This window comes from Proteus sp. fly-1008 (genome assembly GCF_040140305.1).
GTDB classification, from domain to species: domain Bacteria; phylum Pseudomonadota; class Gammaproteobacteria; order Enterobacterales; family Enterobacteriaceae; genus Proteus; species Proteus vulgaris_B.
In genome coordinates this window covers 22,011-45,276 of record NZ_JBEEWH010000006.1, presented here as the reverse complement: position 1 = coordinate 45,276, position 23,266 = coordinate 22,011, and the positions used below count along the sequence as shown (strand labels likewise).

The following is a 23,266-nucleotide window of genomic DNA, read 5'->3' as shown; positions in this document are numbered from 1 at the left end:
TGAGTTACCTATTTTTCTACAGATAAATGGATCAGAGAAATGACGAGCAAACATTACGATTATATCGCCATTGGTGGCGGTAGTGGCGGTATCGCATCAATTAATAGAGCTGCAATGTATGGCCAAAAATGTGCATTAATTGAAGCGAAAGCATTAGGTGGCACTTGTGTTAATGTGGGCTGTGTACCTAAAAAAGTGATGTGGCATGCAGCGCAAATTGCCGAAGCTATTCATCAATATGGCCCTGATTATGGTTTTGATACGACGGTTAACCGTTTTGATTGGGATACGCTAATCAGTAGCCGCTCTGCTTATATTGACCGTATTCATCAGTCTTATGACCGTGTATTAGGTAATAATAAAGTTGATGTTATCCAAGGGTTTGCTCGTTTTGTTGATGCTAATACGATTGAAGTCAACGGGGAGAAAATTACTGCCGATAATATTCTGATTGCAACAGGCGGTCGTCCTGTTCAACCTAATATTCCAGGTGCCGAATATGGCATTAATTCTGATGGTTTCTTTGAGCTAAAAGCATTACCAAAACGCGTTGCTGTCGTTGGTGCTGGTTATATTGCAGTAGAACTTGCCGGTGTGTTAAATGCTTTAGGAAGTGAAACACATCTCTTTGTACGTAAACATGCACCATTACGTAGCTTTGATCCTTTAATTGTTGAAACATTATTAGAAGTGATGGAAGCAGAAGGACCAAAATTACATACCCATGCTGTTCCTAAAGCGGTGATTAAAAATGCAGATGGCAGTTTAACGCTACAACTGGAAAACGGCACAGAACAGACCGTCGATACTTTAATTTGGGCAATTGGTCGCGAGCCTGCAACTGATAACCTAAATCTGGTAGTAACGGGCGTTGAGTTAAATGAAAAAGGTTATATCAAAGTCGATAAATTCCAAAACACCAATGTAAAGGGAATTTATGCTGTGGGTGATAATACTGGTGCGGTTGAATTAACCCCAGTTGCAGTTGCTGCAGGCCGTCGCCTATCAGAGCGTTTATTTAACAATAAACCTAATGAGCACTTAGATTATTCGAATATCCCTACAGTTGTCTTTAGCCATCCAGCTATTGGTACTGTTGGTTTAACAGAACCTCAAGCTATTGAACAATACGGTACTGATCAAGTGAAAGTGTATAAATCCTCTTTCACTGCAATGTATAGTGCAGTCACTCGCCATCGCCAACCTTGTCGTATGAAACTCGTTTGTGTTGGTGCGGATGAAAAAATTGTGGGTATTCACGGCATTGGTTTTGGTATGGATGAGATGCTACAAGGTTTTGCTGTTGCATTAAAAATGGGTGCAACGAAAAAAGACTTTGATGATACTGTGGCAATCCATCCAACTGCGGCTGAAGAATTTGTCACCATGAGATAAGCAACAAGAGTGCTGATTTCAATTAGCGAGATAAAAGGCTAGAGTTTACGCTCTAGCTTTTTTATTGTGGTTTTTCTGTATCAAATATTTTTTTCCTTCAAAGCTTATTCAATCTCTTTCTTATCCCATCTTATTTTGTATTTAGCCACCTACATTTCCACAACAGCATATTCATCTACATATTGATGAATAAACCCGACATTAAGTGAAATTATCCATTTTGTAAGAAAAGTGACTACATAGTCATTATTGACTCTTTTATTTATGTAATCGTGCGGTGCTTTAGCTTGTTTTGTAAACAGTAATTTACAGAGTATCTTCATCATTTGTATCAAAATGTTAATTATTTAAACAATTATATTTTCTGTTAATAATTTATTCTATCAATATGAATTTCCTTATTTATCAATAAATAAGGTTATTTTTCTTTTGTGGGTAATTCAATAAATGATGAGTTTCTATGAGAAAAAACGATTAAAGTAACCATATTGTATCTATGGATATTATTATTCTAGTAAATGATTAACAAATAATTATAATTATTAACATTATAATGAACTATGGTATTATTCAACTTTAAAGAAATAAACGAATAACATTATAAATATAAATGGTAAATCCATTACTGAGGTAGAAGATGAAAATTTCAAGGAGAAAGCTGCTTTTAGGTGTTGGTGCTGCGGGTGTTTTAGCCGGTGGTGCTGCGCTAGTTCCAATGGTTCGCCGTGATGGCAAATTCGTTGAAGCTAAATCAAGAGCATCGTTTGTTGAAGGTACCGAAGGAGCTCTACCTAAAGAGTCTGATGCTGTTATTATTGGTGGTGGTATTCAAGGCATCATGACCGCTATCAACCTTGCAGAACGTGGCATGAGTGTCACTATTTTAGAAAAAGGCGAGATTGGCGGTGAACAATCAGGCCGAGCATACAGCCAAATTATTAGTTATCAAACATCACCAGAAATTTTCCCATTACATCATTACGGGAAAATCTTATGGCGTGGCATGAATGAGAAAATTGGTGCAGATACCAGTTATCGTACACAAGGCCGCGTAGAAGCACTTGCTGATGAAAAAGCGTTTGATAAAGCCCAAGAATGGATCAAAACAGCAAAAGGATCTGCAGGATTTGATACACCATTAAATACTCGCATTATTAAAGGTGAAGAGTTATCAAACCGCCTTGTTGGTGCACAAACACCATGGACTGTTGCCGCATTTGAAGAAGATTCAGGCTCTGTTGATCCAGAAACAGGAACACCAGCATTAGCGCGTTACGCTAAGCAAATTGGCGTGAAAATCTACACCAATTGTGCGGTAAGAGGCATTGAAACTGCTGGTGGTAAAATTTCTGATGTTGTAACAGAAAAAGGTGCAATTAGAACATCTCATGTTGTTCTTGCTGGTGGTATTTGGTCACGTTTATTTATGGGGAACATGGGCATTGATATTCCAACGCTGAATGTTTACTTATCACAACAACGTGTATCTGGTGTACCTGGCGCACCTCGTGGTAATGTGCATTTACCAAATGGTATTCACTTCCGCGAACAAGCTGATGGAACTTATGCGGTTGCTCCACGTATCTTCACAAGCTCTATCGTCAAAGATAGCTTCTTGTTAGGGCCTAAATTTATGCACCTGCTTGGTGGCGGTGAGCTACCATTAGAATTTTCTATCGGTGAAGACTTATTTAATTCATTCAAGATGGCAACCTCTTGGAAATTAGATGAAAAAACACCGTTCGAACAATATCGTATTGCAACAGCAACACAAAATACTGAGCACTTAGATGCGGTCTTCCAAAGAATGAAAACGGAATTCCCAGTATTTGAAAAATCACAAGTCGTTGAACGTTGGGGAGCAGTTGTGAGCCCAACCTTTGATGAGTTACCGATTATTTCTGAGGTCAAAGAATACCCAGGTCTGGTTATCAATACTGCGACTGTATGGGGTATGACTGAAGGCCCAGCAGCAGGTGAAGTGACTGCTGATATTGTAACAGGTAAGAAACCCGTTATTGATCCAACACCATTTAGTATGGATCGCTTTAAGAAGTAATAACCCCTTGTTTTACTGTAAATTAAACATATTAAGGAGTTTTCATGCGCTATAAAAGTTTACTTGTTGCCCTACCTTTTATTTTTGGTGTAGCAAGCGCAAATGCAGCGGAGAATGTTGTGCATCATAAATTAGACGGCATGCCTATTTCAGAAGCAGTTGAAATTAATGCAGGCAACAATCTGGTTTTCTTAAGTGGTAAAGTCCCTACTAAGAAATCAGCAAATGCACCAGAAGGTGAATTAGCTTCTTATGGTAATACAGAAGAACAAACCATTAATGTTTTAGAGCAAATCAAAACTAACTTGAATAATCTTGGCCTTGATATGAAAGACGTTGTTAAGATGCAAGTATTCTTAGTTGGTGGTGAAGAAAATAATGGCACTATGGACTTTAAAGGTTTCATGAACGGCTACTCTAAGTTCTATGATGCTTCAAAGACTGATCAACTGCCAGCACGCTCAGCGTTCCAAGTTTATAAACTGGCGAATCCTGCATGGCGTGTAGAAATTGAAGTTATCGCTGTTCGTCCTGCAAAATAAGAACGATAGTTTTTACTCTATTTCGACGTAAAACATAATCAAATAAAATGCTAAAGAGGGGAAACTTTCTTTGGCATTTTTTTATGGTATCGATATGTTATGGTGATATGTCGATAAAATTGATTTTTATAAACATATGAGCTGGTCTCCTAAAATACCCTATAACGATCTCCCACTCTTACCTCCAGATCTGGAACTCATTGAAACGCGAGAAATATTAAAAGCGTGCATCAATGCGCGTTCGGCAATTGCTGAGTTGAAAACTGCGGGGGAGTTAATTCCTGTTCAACAGGGGATAGCTAAACGCCAAACTGCATCAGTATATCTCAAGCAATTAGTTGAAATTGGTGTATTGGAAGAAATGAGTGTTGGTCGTGAAAAACTGTATCTCAATACAAAATTACTACAAGAGTTAAATCAATAACATTTTTATTGCCTCTCTAACTTAGAGGCAATAAGAGAATAATTGGCTTCATAATATAAGTCCTAACTACTTTCACCTTGAATAAACTTCACTGGAATAACAGAGACGTTATCTGTTATTTCTTTATTTTCAATTAATGCACTAATTATTTCTACACTTTTTTCAGCCAGTTGTTCAAAGGGCTGTTCAATACAGGTTAATTGGCGCAGCGTTTGATTTAGCCAAGGGCTTCCGTCGTAAGCAACGATTTTCAATTGCTCTGGGATGGCAATATTTCGTCTGGTTGCTTCATTAAATAATGCCATCGCGGGAATATCAGCAGCAAAGATAGCATCAATATTGGGATGTTGTGTCAGTATTTTTGTCGCAAATGTATGGAAGTAATCTTTCTCTTCTTCTTTCCAATTTACTTTTGCAGGAATAGGCGTAATACCAGCTTGAAGTAATGTGTCTTTAAACGCTACACAACTTTGATAAGAGGGTGTGGAAGATAAATAGCTGGAATTATCTTCGATGTAGAGGATTTTTTTGCAACTTTTTTGAATAAGATGTTCTGCGGCTAATCGACCACCAGTATGGTGATCAGAACAAACCAATGGAATATCAAGAAGATGACGGTCAAGTGTTACTACTGGTTTTTGAATGTGCTGATATTCTCTGTCATCCAATAGTAGATACTCTGCAATAATACCGTCAATCTGGCCTCGTTTGAGCATATCAAAAAATATACGTTCGCGTACTTTGCTATTTTGTGTTGCGCATAACATCATGCTATAGCCCTTCTCGGCGAGTTTATTTTCAATAAAACGAGTTACTGTTGCAAAATAAGGATACTCAAGGCTATTAATAATGACGCCAACAACAGCACTCTTTTGTTGATATAAATTTCTTAGCCAGGTATCGGGAATATAATCTAATTCCTCTACCGCTTTTTTTATTTTTTCTCGTGCCGTTTGAGAAACATAGCCACTGTTATTTAGCGCTCTTGAAACAGTGCTTGCGGCGACATTAGCTTTTTTTGCGACATCACGGATCCCGGCCATTGAATATGCTGTTGCTCCTTTCAATTAGTTGATTGTCTAATATATCTTAATCTGATTAAGACAAAATCCTCTTTAATGAGGTAATTGTGTTTTTTTAGTATGAGCTATTTCACATTTTAGTATGTTAATTACCTTATCCGCTATTTTAGTGCCTATAGTATCTTATATTAAATATGGAACAGTTCCATATATAGTGATTACCTTGGTGAGGTGAATATGTCTAATAATTGGTGGAAAGAAGCAGTGGTCTATCAAATTTATCCTAAAAGTTATTACGATAGTAATGGTGATGGTATTGGGGATTTAGCAGGGATCACAGAAAAATTAGATTATATTCAATCACTAGGCACTAATGTTATTTGGTTATGTCCTATTTTTAAATCACCTATGAAAGACAACGGTTATGATATTGCTGATTATTCTGTTGTTGATCCTATTTTTGGTGATAATAAGGTATTGGATAAACTGATCAATGAAGCTAAAAAACGTGATATTAAAATTCTATTAGATTTAGTATTAAATCACTCTTCAGATGAACACCCTTGGTTTAAAGCAGCAATCGAAGATCCTAATAGCCCTTATGCGGATTATTATATTTTTAAACAATGGGATAAACCGACTCCGCCTAATAATTTACGTACTTATTTCGATTGCTCTGTTTGGAGCCGCGTAGGAAATACTGACCGATGGTATTTTAATTCATTTGGCCCAGAGCAGCCGGACTTAAATTGGGAAAATCCACAATTACGTAAAGATATTATCGATATGATAAATGTCTGGATCAAAAAAGGTGTTGCTGGATTTCGTATTGATGCGATTGGTAATTTAAAAAAATCCCCTGAAGCATTATCTGAATATCAATTTGAACCTGATAAAGATGATGGTTCCGCTTCTTTAGTGCCTTGGGTTCTGAATCAACCAGGAATTGATAAGTTTTTAACTGAATTAGTTGAGAATACTTTTAAGCCTGCGAACAGTATGACGGTTGCAGAAATTGATGTGCCAGAAAAAGATTTACGAGCCTATGTCGGCGAAAATGGTTATTTCTCCATGGTATTTGATTTTAGCATTGCCGATTTAGATATCCGCAATGAAAAGCCATTTACAATTAATCCCATTACAGGTGAAAGATTAAAACCTGTATTTATCAAAAGCCAATTAGATACTCAAAGAGTAGGATGGGGAGCACCTTATTTAGAAAATCACGATCAGCCTCGTTCATTAAATAAATTTCTCCCTAAAGGTGCGATTACCCCCATTAGTGCCAAAATGTTAGCAACGTTTTTATTAACGCAACGGGGCACGCCTTTTATTTATCAAGGGCAAGAAATCGGTATGACAAATTGCCCGATGACATTGGAAGAGCATGATGATTTACATGTGTTTAAATTACACGAGTGGGGCAAGAAATTAGGTTATAGCGATAAGCAAATTATTGAATATTTTAATGAACGCAGTCGTGATAATTCAAGAACGCCTTTTCAGTGGAATAGTGATATTAATGGGGGTTTTAGTACAGGCAAACCATGGTTAAAAGTTAATCCTAATTATACGCAGATTAATGCAGAGCAAGAGACTGAAGATAAGCACTCTCTTTTTGCCTATTACCAACAATTAATTGCATTAAGACGCCATTCAGAAATCAGCGATATTTTAATTTATGGTGAGTTTTCACCTTTATTCTCGCCTGAAAATGTAATTGCCTTTAAGCGTACTTATCAAAATAAATCAGTCAATATTTACTGTAATTTTAGTGGAGATGAAAAATCACTGACGCTTAAAGCGAAACAGATTTATCTGCATAACAGTTCAATAGTTGAAGATGTGCAAGGGCATCTTATTCTTCAACCTTATCAGGCTATTATTTTTAATGAGTAGCCAATGAGTTGTTATAGATACTCACTGAAAAATAGAGCGCCTTTTATGGCGCTTTATGATTAATGCGTTTCAGCCAATCTGCAATAAATTGTGCGATAGCTTCTGGGTTATTGATATCTAATAGTGGAAAATCAATATTCAAATTGCAATCACTGGCGACAGCAATTACATGTTCATCCAGTAACTCATTAAAATTACGCTCGTTAATATGGCGATAAAGGGCAATTTTAGGAATAGTTTCACCTTTAAAGCCCTCCACTAAAATCAAATCTAATTTGCTGGCATCAAAGCGAGAGGCAAGATAATAAAGATCCAATTCAGGTAATTCGGGTGTTTCAGTCATTAATGCCCAGCGTTGTTGGCTTGCAACTAATGTCTGGTCGGCACCTGCTTTTCTGAGTTCATAGCTGTCTTTTCCAGGTTTATCCACATCCATATCGTGATGAGTGTGTTTTATCATTCCTACACGAATTTCTTTTTTGCGTAATTGTGGGATAAGTTGCTTGAGTAGTGTGGTTTTACCGGTTCCACTCCATGCGGTGATCCCTAAAAGAGGTAAGTCGAGCTGTGCCATATTTTTCACTCCTATTTTTTTAATTGGTTGGCTTTTGCAATATCGTCAGGGGTGTTTAAGTTAATAAAAGCACTGGCTTGATCAGCAAATAAAACGGGGTGTGCATTTATCTGTTTCATAAACAGCATTAATTTTCGATCACCTTGTGCTAAATAGGCTTCTAGCATAGGAATAATGCTACGATTCAATAGTGCTAGTGTAGGGTGCTCTCTTTCACCATCATCAACATAAACAGCCAAAGATTCTCCTTTTTGTTCATAGAGTGTCTCAACTAAATTGAGTGGAAAATAAGGCACATCACAAGGCACAAAGGCAACCCAAGGTGTGGATGCTTGCTTTAATAGTGTCAGCATACCGGCCAAGGGGCCGGAAAATCCTTCTATTTCATCAGTAATAACAGGATATTGGCTTTGGCGATATTGCTCTAGATTTCGATTAGCACTAATCAATATGCCATCAACTTGGGGAGCTAGTTTTTGGGCAATGTGGAGGTATAAAGGTTGTCCATGCAGAATTTGTAGCCCTTTATCCGCGCCGCCCATTCGAGTTGCTTGGCCTCCAGCGAGTATGCCACCTGTAATATTCTTCTTTTTCATATTCAATATTTGTGAATAAATTGGCTAAAATTTACGAACGATTTTTATCAAGCAAAGACGATATACTAATAAAAAGTCTCGACTTAGTGAGATTTCATATAAAGCAACAGCAATTTTTATCAAAAAAGCGTAATCTTTACGCATATTGACAGAGGTTTCCTTTTTCTATCAGATAATAATTGGTACTTTGTTGTTGTCATTAATAATAAGGATTTTTTGTATGAAATGTCACCGTCTTAATGAAGTTATGGAATTACTGCATCCAGTTTGGGAAGAGAATTCTGATTTAAACTTAATTCAATTATTGCAGAAACTGGCTAATGAAGCGGGTTTTAAAGGTCAATTATCTGATCTGACTGATGATATTTTGATTTACCATCTGAAAATGCGAGATTCAGCACCAACAGATGTTATACCAGGACTAAAAAAAGATTACGAAGAAGATTTTAAAACCGCTATTTTACGCGCCCGCGGTGTAATTAAAGATTAAGTTCAGGATAGAAAATGGAAATATCTGCCTCATTTAATTTTCAGGGACTTTCACCTGATAACATTTGGGATGCATTAGTTAAAATCGGTTTTTATCCTGAATCAGGGTTAACTGAATTAAATAGTTATGAAAATCGTGTTTTTCAATTTATGGATGAACATAGACAGCGTTATGTGGTGAAATTTTATCGCCCTCAGCGTTGGTCATATGAGCAAATAAAAGAAGAACATGAATTTGTTTTAGCACTAAAGGAAGCTCAAGTATCAGTTGCAGCCCCTTTAATCATTCATAATGAGACAGTCCATCTTTCTGATGACGGGTTTTATTTTGCATTATTTCCTAGTATTGGTGGAAGGGCATATGAAACGGATAACTTATTTCAACTAGAAGAAGTAGGACGCACATTAGGGCGCATTCATCAAATAGGTAGAAAAAAGAGTTATCAGTATCGCCCAACCCTTTCTATTGCAGAATATCTGATGGCACCAAAATTAGAATTTGAAAATAGTGCATTAATTCCTAATAACCTCAGGTCTCAGTTTATTGAGGTGATTGATAAACTTATTCATGAAGTGAGTCCCCGAATAGAAGACTCCACATGGCAAATATTACGACTACATGGGGATTGCCATCCCGGTAATATATTGTGGCGTGATGAAGTTGTAATGGTTGATTTTGATGACTCTCGAATGGGAGCCGCAGTACAAGACTTTTGGATGTTATTAAATGGTTCAAAGCAAGAGCAAATTATACAATTAGATACAATCCTTGAGTCTTATTATGAATACCAAGATTTTGATTTACGAGAATTGTCATTAATTGAACCGCTAAGAGCGATGAGAATGGTGCATTATCTCGCATGGGTATTAAAGCGCTGGAATGATCCGGCCTTTCCAAGAGCTTTTATTTGGTTTCAAGAACAAGATTTTTGGTTTAAACAATTAGCCTTATTCAAGGGACAAGTGGAGCAATTAAATGAGTCTCCTTTACAACTTAGCCCAATGTATTAATTCTTAGGAGACGATGAAACATGAAAAAGATTTGGTTGGCGTTAGCAAGTATGGTGTTAGCATTCAGTGTATCTGCTGCAGATATTTCTGAAGGAAAACAATATACTAATCTTTCCAAAACTGTTAATGCAGCGCCGGACGTTGTTGAGTTTTTCTCTTTTTATTGCCCACATTGTTACCAGTTTTCTGAAGTCTATAAAGTCAATAGCACTGTTGAAAAGAACGTACCAGAAAATACCAATATGGTTCGCTATCATGTTGATTTTTTAGGGCCTTTAGGTAAGGACTTGACCCGTTCTTGGGCTGTGGCAATGGCATTAGGTGTTGAAGATCAAGTTTCTCCTGCTTTATTTAAAGGTATCCAAGAAACTCAATCTATTCGTTCTGTTGATGATATCCGCAATACTTTTATTAATGCTGGTGTTAAAGGCGAAGACTATGATGCGGCAATGAATAGCTTCGTCGTTAATTCCTTAGTGAGCCAACAACAAAATGCTGTCGCTGATTTCCAAATTAATGGCGTGCCAGCTATGATCGTTGGTGGTAAATACAAGATGAAAAATGATGGTATTAGTGCTAAATCACCAGAAGAATATGCGAAAACATATTCTGATATTGTGAATCAATTATTGTTAAAAAAATAGTATAGGCTTAATTCTTTCTTATATGGATTAAGTAAAAATATATAGTTTTTATATGGAAAATAGCACTCAGTAAATAAGAGTGCTATTTTTTTGCTTTCATAAATTTGTCATAATATAACTATCCACATTAATGAAAAATGTTTTTATTAAATTATAATATCTTAATAAATTCGCTAAGTGATTGATTTTTTAATTGTGTTAATAAAGTAAAAAGAAAGGTAACTTATTAATATAGAGAGAATTAAAAAACTACTCACAGAGTTATCCACAGGTTATTGTGAGGTTTGTTGGATAGTTGAAATCTTAATGGGAAAAAAGTGACACTAATATGAACGTTAATATTAATGATGAATCAATGACACTATCCTAAATCGTTTTTAAACAAAGTTGTCAATGTGATTTTTAGCCTTTATTTTTAATTAAGAATAGATTAATAGAAAGGGCTTTTGATTAAAATTTGTTTTAATTAATATTAAGTTATCATTAGCACTTATTCTTTTCGGTTAAGTTCTGTTAACAATAAATAATTGACCTTTTACGCCGAATTTCCACATTTAAGAACAGGTAATATTCGTCTATTGGGCTGTGATGTGGCATTCTAGTCATATCAACGAACCTCAGAACAATGATGAACAGATTATGGTCCAGATAGCAGAAAACCCCTTTATCCTTGTAGATGGCTCTTCATATCTTTATCGCGCCTATCATGCTTTTCCACCGCTAACTAATAGTCAAGGTGAACCAACTGGTGCGATGTATGGCGTGTTGAACATGTTACGTAGTTTGATAATACAGTATAAACCAAGCCATGTTGCGGTTGTGTTTGACGCTAAAGGTAAAACATTCCGTGATGAATTGTATGAGGAATATAAATCTAACCGTCCTCCAATGCCGGATGATTTACGTGAACAAATAGCGCCTTTACATGAAATGGTACAAGCAATGGGCTTACCTTTGTTATCTATTTCAGGTGTGGAAGCAGACGATGTCATTGGAACACTGGCACTAAAAGCTGCTGCTGACGGACGTGATGTCCTAATAAGCACAGGTGATAAAGATATGGCGCAGTTAGTGACGCCAAAGATCACGCTTATTAACACTATGACCAACGTTATTTTAGGTCCCGATGAAGTTAAAGAAAAATATGGCGTCCCTCCTGAACTGATTATTGATTTCCTTGCATTAATGGGGGATTCATCAGATAACATTCCAGGAGTTCCTGGTGTCGGTGAGAAAACTGCATTAGGGCTTTTACAAGGTATTGGTAGTTTAGACGATATTTATCAACAGCTTGATAATATCGCAACGTTGAGTTTCCGCGGTGCTAAAACACTTGGCGCTAAAATGGCGGAGCATGAGAAAGTGGCAAAACTTTCTTATAAGCTGGCAACGATTAAAACGGATGTTGAACTCGATAAAACGTTTGATGATTTAGTGGTTAATGAGCCAAATTTAGATCAATTATTAGAGATGTTCACGCGTTATGAATTTAAACGCTGGATAAGTGATCTGCAAAATGGTGGCTGGTTAGCACAACGTAGCACTCATAAAGTTGCGGTGCCTTATAGCTCTGACGTCGCAAAACCCAAAGAAGCATCTATATCGGCTAATTTTCCTGTGATCACACAAGAGAATTATGAGGCGATATTAACGCACGAAAGCTTAGCGCACTGGGTTGAGCTTCTTAAAAAAGCCCCCGCATTTGCATTTGATACAGAAACTGACAGCTTAAATAATATTGATGCGCGTTTAATTGGAATGTCGTTTGCGATAGAGCCAGGTAAAGCGGCTTATATCCCGTTACGTCATGAGTATTTAGATGCACCAGACCAACTTCCTGTGGATGATGTTCTTACAGCATTAAAGCCTATTTTAGAAGATAAAAATATCTTAAAGATTGGGCAAAACTTGAAATTTGACCGTGGTATTATGGAAAATGAAGGCATCGAGTTAAACGGTATCCATTTTGATACGATGTTGGAATCTTATGTGCTAAATAGTGTTAGTAATCGTCATGATATGGATACGCTAGCTGAAAAACATTTAAACCATAAAACTACCACGTTTGAAGAAATTGCGGGTAAAGGTAAAGGGCAACTAACTTTCAATCAAATTGAGGTTGAACAAGCAACGCTATATGCAGCTGAAGATGCCGATATCACTTTATTACTCCATCAAGCGCTGTATCCTCAAATAGAAGCTATTGAACCGCTTAAACATGTTTACCGCGATATTGAGATGCCATTAGTACCTGTGCTTTCTAGAATGGAACGCAAAGGAGTATTAATTGATGCTCAAGTTTTAGCCGTTCAATCTCAAGAAATCACACAACGTTTAGCTGAAATTGAAAAAGAAACGTTTGCACTAGCTGGCCAAGAATTTAATCTCTCTTCACCTAAACAGTTACAAGAAATCTTATTTGATAAACTGCAATTACCTGTTATCAAGAAAACCCCGAAAGGGGCACCATCGACGAATGAAGAAGTATTAGAAGAGTTAGCGCATAGCCATGAGTTACCACGTTTAATTTTAGAACATCGCGGACTTGCGAAACTAAAATCTACCTATACTGATAAATTACCATTAATGGTGAATAGTAAGACAAAGCGTGTACATACTTCTTATCATCAAGCTGTGACGGCAACCGGTCGTTTGTCATCACGAGATCCTAATCTTCAAAATATTCCAGTGAGAAATGAAGAAGGGCGCCGTATACGCCAAGCCTTTATTGCACGTGAAGGATTTAAAATTGTTGCAGCCGACTATTCACAGATTGAGTTGCGGATAATGGCGCATTTATCGCAAGATAAAGGTTTGTTAGATGCTTTTGCTCAAGGTAAAGATATTCACCGTGCAACCGCATCTGAAGTGTTTGGCATACCTTTAGAGGAAGTGACCTCTGAACAACGTCGTAGTGCGAAAGCGATCAACTTTGGTCTTATTTATGGCATGAGCGCATTTGGCTTATCTCAACAAATTGGTGTTGAGAGAAGAGAAGCTCAACGCTATATGGATCTCTATTTTGAGCGCTATCCTGGCGTATTGGATTATATGGAGCGCACTCGTAAACAAGCTTCTGAGCAAGGCTATGTTGAAACATTGGATGGTCGTCGCCTCTATTTACCTGAAATTAATTCAAAGAATGCAATTCGTCGTAAAGCTTCAGAACGTGAGGCTATTAATGCACCAATGCAAGGTACTGCTGCTGATATCATCAAAAAAGCAATGATTGCCGTAGATCATTGGATTTGTAATGAATGCCCTGATGATGTGCATATGATCATGCAAGTACACGATGAATTAGTGTTTGAAGTGCGAGGATCTTATTTAGAGAAAGCAAACACCATGATCCACAAATTGATGGAAGGTAGTATGGAATTAGCTATTCCATTAAAAGTCGAAGTGGGTGTGGGTAATAACTGGGATGAAGCACATTAATTTTTAATATTATTCTTTAATAGAAAGGGCACAGAATTGTGCCTTTTCTTGTTTAAGCTTTAGTGTCAGGAGTAAGCGCTGATCCTTCAAATTCAATAAAATCTTCGTGCAAACCTTGGATTAGCCTGCCTGTTGTTGTGCCTGTGTCATCAAGTTCCATCAAAGACCAACCTACGTTGTCATTAACACTATAAAGATAGCCTTCATCAAGCATACCAATCACCTTACCAATAATTGATTTACCATAGGCATGGAGTAATTCTTTAAGTTCTTGTTTATCAAATTGGGACGCTAGTTTTTGATATATCTCGGTGGCCTCATCAGAGTAAATATCCATTTCACTGATATGTTCCTCAACATCACGATAGATATCGGTGAGTCCTTTTAACACAAGGAAGCGTGCAAACTGTGGAATATTTTCTTGTAATTCACTATTTGCCCATGATTTTGGGTTTGTTGCACCAGCTGCTTTGAGTTGTTCACATAAATCCATAAATTGACTATTTTCCATTTTTACCTCAATTGATGTGCTAATAAGATTTATATTTATTGTATAAGTGATGGCAAGAAAAACAGCGAGAATTTATCTGTATTAAGGTAGGAAAAAGAAAAGCTCGGTTAATTGCCGAGCTTTTTTATGTCAAAACTTATCAAAATGTGAAAAAGAGATAAGTGAATAATTAAGCAACTTGTGAATCGATCAGCTTGCTTAATTTCTTCTGTTTTTTCTCAATACGTTGGCGTTTTAACGGAGACAAATGGTCAATAAAGAGTTTGCCATCAAGATGGTCTAACTCATGTTGAATACAGCCTGCAAACAAATCGGAGGCTTCAAGTTCAATTTCATCACCATTTCTATCTAATGCTTTCACCTTTAAGAAGCGGTAACGCTCTGTTGGGGCAAAAGAATCAGGAATAGATAGACACCCATCCATCATATCCATCACTTCATCTTCAGTGCTGATAATTTCAGGATTGATTAGGGCAATCGGTTGATCTCGGTTTTCAGAAACATCAATAACAACAATGCGTTTAGATACATTAACCTGAGGTGCCGCTAAGCCAATACCTCGTTCTGCGTACATGGTTTCAATCATGTCATCGATTAATGTGCGTATTTCGTTATCTACTTTTTCCACTGGTACTGCAACTCTGCGCAGACGCTCATCGGGAAAACGCAGCAGCGTTAATACAGCCATGGATACCTCATTTTATCGCTAATTACATATTTACTACGGTCTCGCGGTAAGCGTATCACAAAATCATTAAGGAGAAACCGCACCTTTTGTGTGATTTGTTCTAATTTTAATCATATTCATCTAGGTGATTAAAGTCTCATAATTATGTAATTAAACTACATTTATTTATGGTTTGAATACATAAAGACGTAGCTGAATCGTGTCTGCATGTGAAAAAAAATTACAAAAGGGCTTTTATTAACCAATAAAATAGAGTACATTATCTCTCGTAGGGTACAGAGGTAAGATGTTCTATCTTTCAGACCTTTTACTTCACGTAATCGGATTTAGCTGAATATTAGCTGCCCCAGTCGACTTTATTTCGACTGGGGCATTTTTTTGCCTAAAATTTGCTGAAGTGGTTTATGCTAGAAGTGAAAGGGGAAAGGTAATTTTCCCCTAATCAATAAAAGAATAGTCAGTTTCTGGATAGGAAAAAGAAGAGATTAAACGTTATTGTCATTTACAGGCGCTTCTTCTTTGCCTGAGTACCATTCATTAAGTGTGTTACGTAGCTTATCAATACCAATTTTTTTCAATGATGAAAAATATTCGATACGAATATCACCGACTTTACTTGCTAGTGCATCACGTACACTCATCAATTGTTGTTTACGGGCACCAGATGCCAGTTTATCGGCTTTAGTCAGTAAGACGAGTGTAGGAAGTTCAGACTCAACAGCCCAGTCAATCATTTGCATATCGAGGTCTTTTAGTGGATGACGAATATCCATTAAAATAACCACACCTTTTAAGCACTCTCTTTTTTGTAAGTACTCGCCTAAAGAACGTTGCCATTTGCGCTTCATTTCTTCAGGAACTTGAGCATAACCGTAGCCAGGTAAATCGACTAAGCGTAAACCCTCTTCAATTTGGAACAGATTGATTAATTGAGTACGACCTGGGGTTTTACTGGTTCTTGCTAACCCATTTTGTTGGGTTAATGCATTTAAAGCACTGGATTTACCGGCATTAGAGCGACCCGCAAAGGCAATTTCAATCCCTGTATCTGGTGGTAAATGGCGGATATCAGGCGCACTGATGATGAAATGTGCTTTTTGGTAATTAAATTGGGCCATTATGGTATAAACCTCTCTGAAATAATGCGGCTTCTCATGCATACTCATTTCAATTCTGCGTGAGAAAGAATATCTAAAATATCTATTTGCTCTATTTTGGCGCAATTTAATGACTTATAACAGAGCTTAAAAATTAAAATTTACTCTGTTATGACGTAATTAGACTTATTAAGCGTAAATAAAGGTAAATGATTGGCACTATTTACCTCAGCGAATTAGAATCCCTGCATATTAAGTAAGTTGTAGACTATTAAAGTAAAGGATCCCTGCATGTTAAAACGTTTTCTTGTCACCTTCGTTACCGCTTGCACTTTAACAACAGCGACTTTTGCAATGGCAACGGGAGAAACCTTCGTTAAATTAGTCACCTCTGAAGGCAATATTGAAATATCACTGGATAATAAAAAAGCCCCAATAACAACGAAAAATTTTATTCAGTATGTCGAAGATGGATACTATAACGGCACAACTTTTCATCGTGTTATCCCCGGTTTTATGGTTCAAGGCGGTGGTTTCACCGCTGATTTGCAACAAAAGCAAACCAGAGCACCTATTAAAAATGAAGCAGATAATGGGTTACGTAATGTAAAAGGCTCTATTGCTATGGCACGTACGTCGGATAAAGATAGTGCAACCAGCCAATTCTTTATTAATGTGGCTGATAATGCCTTTTTAGATCACGGGCAACGTGATTTTGGTTATGCCGTATTTGGTAAAGTTGTAAAGGGTATGGATGTGGTTGATAAAATTTCACAAGCACAAACCCGCAATATCGGTCCTTACCAAAATGTGCCAGTAAAAACGGTTACTATTTTATCTGCTGAAGTCGTAAAAGAATAAACGCATTATTAGGATAGGATATTTACGTATTCTAATAAGATAAAATGCATATAAACCGGAATGGAAGTATTCATTCCGGGATTTTTAGTACGAAAAAAATATTTTTTATCGTCTGTTTTTTCGTGTGATCTCCTGCAATAAGTATTCATTACACTATTAATCACTGTCTTCATCATCAATTACCGTCATTATTGTTATTGCGCAATAAATCAGCAGATTTTCTTGCTTACTATTCATATTTTATACCTGTGCTATGATAATCGGCTTTGTTGTACCCAAGTCGGTTAAACAACGAGCTATTTTGGCAAATATACACTCGCTTTAAAATAGTAATAAAATAGATAATGATAAGAAAATCAGTCGGATAGGCTAATATGCTGTTACTTATTGATAATTACGACTCGTTTACCTACAACCTCTATCAGTATTTCTGTGAATTGGGTGCTGAGGTTGTTGTTAAGCGTAACGATGAGATTGACCTTAAAGAGATAGAAAAGATGATGCCAGCACATCTTGTTATCTCGCCAGGACCTTGTACTCCTGATGAAGCAGGGATCTCTCTTGAGGCTATACAGCGGTTTGCCGGTGAAATCCCTATTCTTGGCGTTTGTCTTGGACATCAAGCAATAGGACAAGCTTTTGGTGCATCTGTTATCAGAGCACGAGAAGTTATGCATGGTAAAAATTCATTGATACATCATAACCAACAAGGTGTTTTTAAAGGACTTAATCGCCCTTTAAGTGTAACGCGCTATCACTCTTTAGTGATAGATGCTACGACGTTACCAGTGCCTTTTGAAGTAACGGCATGGAGCCAACATGATGGAAATGTTGATGAAATTATGGGAATTCGCCATCGTACACTTCCAATTGAAGGGGTTCAATTTCACCCAGAAAGTATTTTAAGTGAACAAGGGCATGAGTTATTAAATAATTTTCTTAAATATTAATAGGATAGTATTTAAATAGCGAAATAACACCTTTTTATACAAAACCACATTTGATTTTTTATTCATATTTAGTGATTATATTTTCATATTGAATATGAATAACGATCAGGTGGGGTAATGACAAAGCAAAGTATCAACCGGGCAACTTACGATCAAGTAATGTTGCCAATTTATTCACCCGCAGAGTTTATTCCTGTCAAAGGAATGGGTAGCCGTGTTTGGGATCAGCAGGGAAAATCGTATATTGATTTTGCTGGTGGTATTGCTGTTTTAGCACTGGGGCATGCTCATCCTGGCCTTAATCAAGCCTTGAAAGAACAAAGTGAGCAGCTTTGGCATGTTAGCAATATATTTACTAATGAACCTGCATTACGTTTAGCGCAAAAATTAATAGATAACACATTTGCGGAACGTGTCTTTTTTGCTAATTCAGGTGCAGAAGCGAATGAAGCCGCATTTAAATTGGCTCGTCATTATGCCATCACTCGCCATAGTCCTTATAAAACTAAAATTATTGCTTTTCATCATGCATTTCATGGCAGAACACTGTTTACAGTATCTGTCGGTGGGCAGCCTAAATATGCAGATGGTTTTGGTCCTAAGCCTGCAGATATCGTGCACGTTCCTTTTAATGACTTAGATGCGGTTAAAGCGGTAATGGATGATCACACTTGTGCCGTTGTACTAGAACCAGTTCAAGGTGAAGGTGGCGTAACGGCGGCAACACCTGAGTTTATGAGAGGGCTACGTGAGCTGTGCGATAAGCATCAAGCCCTACTTGTTCTTGATGAAGTACAAACAGGTATGGGGCGTACAGGTAAGCTCTTCGCTTATATGAACTATGATGTGATACCAGACATTATTACAACCGCAAAAGCACTAGGAAGTGGTTTCCCTCTCAGTGCGATGTTAACAACACATGAGATAGCTTCTGCAATGGGTTTAGGGACTCATGGTACAACTTATGGAGGTAATCCACTCGCTTGTGCAGTGGGCAATGTCGCATTTGATTTAATTAATACGCCTGAGGTACTTGAGGGTGTAGAAAAGCGTTATCAATGGATTGTAGATGAGCTCACGGCAATAAACCAAACCTACAACGTCTTTTCGCAAATCCGTGGACAAGGATTATTGATCGGTGCACAACTCGCACCACAATATGAAGGTAAAGCCAAAATACTATTAGGATTAGCTGCAAAGCATGGTTTAATGATGTTAAATGCAGGCGCTGATGTTATGCGTTTTACGCCATCATTAATTATTACCCAAGAAGAGCTACAAGAAGGAATGGTAGCATTAAAAGCGGCTATTGCGGAGTTTGTAAAAGAATAGTCCTTATTATAAACCCCATCACAAGAATGGGGTTTATACAGATCTTTTTATCAATAGCCCTTTGTATCGGGCTATTGTTTGTTCGGGCGGGGAAACTTAGCGAGTCCCGTAAACGACGATTGTTTTACCGTGTGCAGAGATCAGGTTTTGATCTTCCAACATTTTCAGAATACGGCCTACAGTTTCGCGTGAACAACCAACGATTTGACCGATTTCCTGACGTGTAATTTTAATTTGCATGCCATCAGGATGCGTCATAGCATCGGGTTGTTTTGCTAAGTTTAGTAAGGTTTGTGCAATACGACCTGTTACATCAAGGAAAGCAAGGTTACCTACTTTTTCTGATGTGGTTTGTAATCTGTTCGCCATTTGAGCTGACAGGCGCATCAGAATATCAGGGTTAACCTGAATTAATTGGCGGAATTTTTTATAGGAAATTTCTGCTACTTCACAGGCTGTTTTTGCTCTAACCCATGCACTACGTTCTTGATCTTCTTCAAATAATCCAAGTTCACCGATGAAATCCCCCTGATTCAGGTAGGAGAGGATCATTTCTTTCCCTTCTTCATCTTTAATAAGAACAGCCACGGAACCTTTAACAATATAATAAAGTGTTTCCGCTTTCTCACCTTGGTGGATCAGCGTGCTCTTGGATGGATATTTGTGAATATGGCAGTGTGACAAAAACCATTCAAGAGTCGGGTCTGTTTGCGGCTTGCCGAGAACCATTCGCGTTATCCTCTGTACGTTAAATGCAGCCTTTCAAAACGGATGGACTCCCTTTTGAGACAGCGTGCTTAAAAATCCTATCTTGACCTATTAACTTCCTGAGAACACGGTAAGTTAATATGGAGTAGATTATAATAAATGAGAAAATAATGCATTGATCTTAACCACTATCATCAAGCAGATATTGTTTTTAACACAATTAGTGCATTAAGTCTCGTTTTACGCAGTCAGCATAATAAACCTATTTGCTAATTGCTAGTTGAATTATGAGAATGTACTCTTTTAGTTTCTGTCATGTTTAGAGGGAAAATAAATGGAAGCACGAGTTAAGTGGGTTGAAGATTTATCTTTTGTTGGTGAGTCTTCATCAGGTCATCAAATAATGATGGATGGGAACTCTGGCGATAAAGCACCAAGCCCAATGGAAATGGTCTTAATTGCTGCGGGGGGATGCAGTGCGATTGATGTCGTTAGTATTTTACGCAAAGGGCGACATCAAGTCACTGATTGCGAAGTGAAATTAACATCAGAGCGTCGCGAAGAAGCCCCTCGTTTATTTACTGATATCAATTTACATTTTATTGTTTCAGGTAAAGAACTCACAGATAAAATTGTTGAGCGAGCTGTTCAATTATCTGCAGAAAAATATTGTTCCGTCTCTTTAATGTTAGGAAAAGCAGCTAATATTACACATTCATTTGAAATAAAAGATACTGAGTAAATTTGATATTTTAAAATAAATTTTAATCAGGAAATAATATCCCTTAAATAAGGGGATATTATTTTTATAAAAATAGAGTTTATTTTTGTTAACTGATCTTTTCGCCATTTAATAATTTTTTGACTAATGGCGCCATAATTAATTCCATCGCTAATCCTAATTTTCCACCAGGCACCACAATCGTATTTATTGTTGACATAAATGAGCCATGCAACATTGCCAGCAAATAAGGAAAATCAATATCAGTTAAGCCTCTAAAGCGAATAACAATAAAACTTTCATCAAGAGTTGGGATAGCTTTAGCTGAGAATGGGTTTGATGTATCGACGGTAGGGACTCGTTGAAAGTTGATGTGAGTACGCGAAAATTGCGGAATGATATAGTTAATATAATCATCCATTGAGCGCACCACTGAATCTCTTACGGCTTCTTGTGAATGACCCCGTTCAGTTGTGTCTCGGATAAGTTTTTGTATCCACTCAAGGTTAACGATAGGGACAACACCCACTAATAAATCAACATGCTGTGCGACATCATGTTCATCAGTGACAACACCTCCGTGTAATCCTTCATAAAAGAGTACATCGGTATTATTGGGTAATGATTCCCATGGTGTAAAAGTTCCTGGTAATTGATTGTAGGGCGTCGCTTCATCATAAGAGTGTAAATATTTACGTGATTGGCCCTGTCCTGTTTCGCTATAGTGGCTGAATGTGGAACTCAGTAGGCTAAAATCATTTGCTTCAGGGCCAAAATAGCTAATATGTCGCCCTTGCTCTTTGGCTTTTCTTATCGCCATATCCATTTCAGGGCGAGTATAGCGATGAAAACTATCTCCATCAATTAAAGCAGAATGTGCATTAAGTTGTTGGAATATCTTACGAAAAGCTTGGCTCGTGGTAGTCGTTCCTGCTCCACTTGAACCAGTAACCGCGATGATAGGATGTTTGACTGACATAGATTATCCTTTTGCAAATAAGGTTAGCCCTTATTGGTGGCGATATTGCGCTCTGGGTGATCAATCAGAGCGAAACTGCGATGCAGGCATAATATTGACGCTTTCATGAAGTTCTGACCAAACTAACACGGCTTCACCGGATTTAAGTTGTTTTTTTACGTCGGCGACTTTTTGTTCTAGCGTCTTCTCTTGGATACCATAATCAGTGCCTTCTCGTAAAACGAAACTTTCAATAAGATTGTCTAGTGTCTCAGTGGAAAGTTCGTTCCAAGGTATTATCATTTGGTTTTCTCCAAATAAGCGGACAACCAGTCAGGTATTCGATTTTCAAGCCACATCACGGGTTTAGAAAGCTTGCCACTAACAAAACCCACATGCCCGCCAAATTCAGTAAGTTGATATTCAATATTATTCGGTAGTGTTGTGATATCAGGAATAACATCCGCAGACATAAAAGGATCATCTTTAGCGTGAATAATCAGTGTTGTTTTCTTTATTTTATTTAATAAAGGCAAAGCACTGCATTGACGATAGTAATCAAGGGCATCTTTGAACCCATGAATTTTAGAGGTAATCAGATCGTCAAATTGGCGTAGCTTTTTGATGGATTTTATTGTCAACAAACTAATTGGCAATGATTCAGGATAGCGGATCAACTTGCGTGTTGCGTTATTTTTTAGTCCTTTTAATAGATACCATTGGTAAAAACGGGAAAAACCATGCTCAATTTTAGCTGAACAAGGCTCTAACATTAATGGTGCTGATACAATAACAGCTGCATCTACAACGGCATTTTCACCACTCTCAGCAAGGTAATAAGCGAGCATGTTACCTCCAAGAGAGTAGCCAACAGCCGCTGTTGGCTGTTCACCAAATTCCTTTTTTAGCCAATTTAAAAAGTAGCGAGCATCTTCGGTTTCACCTGAGTGATAGATGCGTTTTTGTCTATTGGGTTCGCCACTGCATCCTCTAAAATGCATCACAACACTTAACCAGCCTCTCTCTTTTGCTGCTGATAACATGCCATGAACATAAGGACTGCTAAAGCTTCCTTCTAAACCATGAAAGATAACTAGCCTTGGCTTATCGAGAGCCATTTTAGGATCTTCACTCCATGCCAAATCGACAAAATCATTATCAGGAAGGTTTAGTCGTTGCCAGTAAGGCGTTAATAGTGGTGTTCTACGCACTATTCGTGGTAAAAGCGTTTGTAAATGTGGATTTTTAGCCCAACGCATTGGATTAAAGTATTGAGACATATTTTCCGTCTATCAAAATGAATTAACACTTGTTTGCTAAATAACATACTGCTATTTTCGGTGAAAA

The 23,266-nt window shown here is 37.4% G+C and carries 23 protein-coding genes and 1 pseudogene; 14 read left to right on the top strand and 10 right to left on the bottom strand.

Features of this window, described 5'->3' with window-relative positions; genetic code table 11:
* Positions 1 to 39: 39 nt before the first annotated feature.
* The 4 genes and pseudogenes from gorA to ABN256_RS19235 all read left to right on the top strand — a co-directional run.
* Positions 40 to 1,395: a glutathione-disulfide reductase gene (gene gorA, locus ABN256_RS11515; protein ID WP_196554367.1), complete on the top strand. Its 1,356-nt coding sequence runs from the start codon at positions 40 to 42 to the stop codon at positions 1,393 to 1,395.
* Positions 1,396 to 2,032: 637 nt separating this feature from the next.
* Entirely contained in the window at positions 2,033 to 3,454 is a 1,422-nt protein-coding gene (locus tag ABN256_RS11510; RefSeq protein WP_196554366.1) for an NAD(P)/FAD-dependent oxidoreductase, read from the top strand.
* Positions 3,455 to 3,498: 44 nt separating this feature from the next.
* On the top strand, positions 3,499 to 3,996 hold the full coding sequence (locus ABN256_RS11505) for a RidA family protein (protein WP_072068788.1): 498 nt from the start codon (positions 3,499 to 3,501) through the stop codon (positions 3,994 to 3,996).
* 283 nt (positions 3,997 to 4,279) lie between these two features.
* Positions 4,280 to 4,420 (top strand): annotated as a pseudogene (locus tag ABN256_RS19235) (Fic family protein); the annotation flags it as partial.
* A gap of 62 nt (positions 4,421 to 4,482) precedes the next feature.
* On the opposite strand, the gene ABN256_RS11495 reads toward ABN256_RS19235, so the two are convergent.
* On the bottom strand, positions 4,483 to 5,463 hold the full coding sequence (locus ABN256_RS11495; protein ID WP_196554365.1) for a LacI family DNA-binding transcriptional regulator: 981 nt from the start codon (positions 5,461 to 5,463) through the stop codon (positions 4,483 to 4,485).
* Positions 5,464 to 5,679: 216 nt separating this feature from the next.
* Here ABN256_RS11495 and ABN256_RS11490 point away from each other — a divergent pair, with 216 nt between their 5' ends.
* Positions 5,680 to 7,341 (top strand): alpha-glucosidase, encoded by a 1,662-nt coding sequence (locus tag ABN256_RS11490; protein ID WP_196554364.1) that lies wholly within the window; start codon positions 5,680 to 5,682, stop codon positions 7,339 to 7,341.
* A gap of 43 nt (positions 7,342 to 7,384) precedes the next feature.
* Here the strand turns inward: ABN256_RS11490 and mobB are convergent, their stop codons facing one another.
* Complete coding sequence (gene mobB / locus ABN256_RS11485) at positions 7,385 to 7,915, bottom strand: molybdopterin-guanine dinucleotide biosynthesis protein MobB (protein WP_196554363.1); 531 nt, start codon at positions 7,913 to 7,915, stop codon at positions 7,385 to 7,387.
* An 11-nt stretch (positions 7,916 to 7,926) separates the two neighbouring features.
* The gene (gene mobA, locus ABN256_RS11480) at positions 7,927 to 8,511 is read right to left on the bottom strand and encodes a molybdenum cofactor guanylyltransferase MobA (protein ID WP_196554362.1); all 585 of its coding nucleotides are present in this window, start codon (positions 8,509 to 8,511) and stop codon (positions 7,927 to 7,929) included.
* 220 nt (positions 8,512 to 8,731) lie between these two features.
* On the opposite strand from mobA, the gene ABN256_RS11475 reads away from it, so the two are divergent.
* From ABN256_RS11475 to polA, 4 genes are all read left to right on the top strand, one after another.
* Entirely contained in the window at positions 8,732 to 9,001 is a 270-nt protein-coding gene (locus ABN256_RS11475) for a YihD family protein (protein WP_196554361.1), read from the top strand.
* Positions 9,002 to 9,015: 14 nt separating this feature from the next.
* The gene (locus ABN256_RS11470) at positions 9,016 to 10,011 is read left to right on the top strand and encodes a serine/threonine protein kinase (protein WP_349439483.1); all 996 of its coding nucleotides are present in this window, start codon (positions 9,016 to 9,018) and stop codon (positions 10,009 to 10,011) included.
* Positions 10,012 to 10,031: 20 nt separating this feature from the next.
* Entirely contained in the window at positions 10,032 to 10,655 is a 624-nt protein-coding gene (gene dsbA / locus ABN256_RS11465) for a thiol:disulfide interchange protein DsbA (RefSeq protein WP_072068781.1), read from the top strand.
* A 639-nt stretch (positions 10,656 to 11,294) separates the two neighbouring features.
* Entirely contained in the window at positions 11,295 to 14,093 is a 2,799-nt protein-coding gene (gene polA / locus ABN256_RS11460; RefSeq protein WP_349439482.1) for a DNA polymerase I, read from the top strand.
* A 52-nt stretch (positions 14,094 to 14,145) separates the two neighbouring features.
* Here polA and ABN256_RS11455 read toward each other — a convergent pair whose 3' ends face one another.
* Positions 14,146 to 14,604, bottom strand: coding sequence for a hypothetical protein (locus ABN256_RS11455; RefSeq protein WP_349439481.1), 459 nt, complete (start codon positions 14,602 to 14,604; stop codon positions 14,146 to 14,148).
* Positions 14,605 to 14,773: 169 nt separating this feature from the next.
* Positions 14,774 to 15,292: a peptide deformylase gene (gene def / locus ABN256_RS11450; protein ID WP_072068779.1), complete on the bottom strand. Its 519-nt coding sequence runs from the start codon at positions 15,290 to 15,292 to the stop codon at positions 14,774 to 14,776.
* A gap of 286 nt (positions 15,293 to 15,578) precedes the next feature.
* Between def and spfP the strand changes: the two genes are divergently transcribed.
* Complete coding sequence (gene spfP / locus ABN256_RS19230; RefSeq protein ID WP_438361642.1) at positions 15,579 to 15,626, top strand: small protein SpfP; 48 nt, start codon at positions 15,579 to 15,581, stop codon at positions 15,624 to 15,626.
* 151 nt (positions 15,627 to 15,777) lie between these two features.
* On the opposite strand, the gene yihA is transcribed toward spfP, so the two are convergent.
* Positions 15,778 to 16,410: a ribosome biogenesis GTP-binding protein YihA/YsxC gene (yihA, locus tag ABN256_RS11445; protein WP_109408929.1), complete on the bottom strand. Its 633-nt coding sequence runs from the start codon at positions 16,408 to 16,410 to the stop codon at positions 15,778 to 15,780.
* 270 nt (positions 16,411 to 16,680) lie between these two features.
* Here yihA and ppiA point away from each other — a divergent pair, with 270 nt between their 5' ends.
* The 3 genes from ppiA (at position 16,681) to argD (ending at position 19,532) form a co-directional block, all read left to right on the top strand.
* Positions 16,681 to 17,250: a peptidylprolyl isomerase A gene (gene ppiA / locus ABN256_RS11440; RefSeq protein WP_072068777.1), complete on the top strand. Its 570-nt coding sequence runs from the start codon at positions 16,681 to 16,683 to the stop codon at positions 17,248 to 17,250.
* 374 nt (positions 17,251 to 17,624) lie between these two features.
* A complete protein-coding gene (locus tag ABN256_RS11435) occupies positions 17,625 to 18,200 on the top strand; it encodes an aminodeoxychorismate synthase component II (RefSeq protein ID WP_196554357.1) in 576 nt (191 codons plus the stop codon).
* Between the two features lie 117 nt (positions 18,201 to 18,317).
* Positions 18,318 to 19,532, top strand: coding sequence for a bifunctional acetylornithine/succinyldiaminopimelate transaminase (gene argD, locus ABN256_RS11430; RefSeq protein WP_349439480.1), 1,215 nt, complete (start codon positions 18,318 to 18,320; stop codon positions 19,530 to 19,532).
* A gap of 96 nt (positions 19,533 to 19,628) precedes the next feature.
* Here argD and crp read toward each other — a convergent pair whose 3' ends face one another.
* Positions 19,629 to 20,261, bottom strand: coding sequence for a cAMP-activated global transcriptional regulator CRP (crp, locus tag ABN256_RS11425; RefSeq protein ID WP_004246872.1), 633 nt, complete (start codon positions 20,259 to 20,261; stop codon positions 19,629 to 19,631).
* Between the two features lie 313 nt (positions 20,262 to 20,574).
* Between crp and ABN256_RS11420 the strand changes: the two genes are divergently transcribed.
* Positions 20,575 to 20,982: an OsmC family protein gene (locus ABN256_RS11420; protein WP_197269801.1), complete on the top strand. Its 408-nt coding sequence runs from the start codon at positions 20,575 to 20,577 to the stop codon at positions 20,980 to 20,982.
* 88 nt (positions 20,983 to 21,070) lie between these two features.
* Here ABN256_RS11420 and ABN256_RS11415 read toward each other — a convergent pair whose 3' ends face one another.
* Genes ABN256_RS11415 through ABN256_RS11405 form a run of 3 tightly spaced genes read right to left on the bottom strand, consistent with a single transcriptional unit; the run spans position 21,071 to position 23,199 of the window.
* Positions 21,071 to 21,940 carry a phosphoribulokinase gene (locus ABN256_RS11415; protein WP_072068774.1) on the bottom strand — a complete coding sequence of 290 codons (870 nt, stop codon included), beginning with the start codon at positions 21,938 to 21,940 and terminating at the stop codon, positions 21,071 to 21,073.
* A gap of 60 nt (positions 21,941 to 22,000) precedes the next feature.
* Positions 22,001 to 22,222, bottom strand: a complete 222-nt coding sequence (locus tag ABN256_RS11410; RefSeq protein WP_036933921.1) for a YheU family protein — start codon at positions 22,220 to 22,222, stop codon at positions 22,001 to 22,003.
* Complete coding sequence (locus ABN256_RS11405; protein ID WP_072068773.1) at positions 22,219 to 23,199, bottom strand: hydrolase; 981 nt, start codon at positions 23,197 to 23,199, stop codon at positions 22,219 to 22,221. Before ABN256_RS11405 ends, ABN256_RS11410 begins: the two co-directional genes overlap by 4 nt.
* Positions 23,200 to 23,266 lie beyond the last annotated feature (67 nt).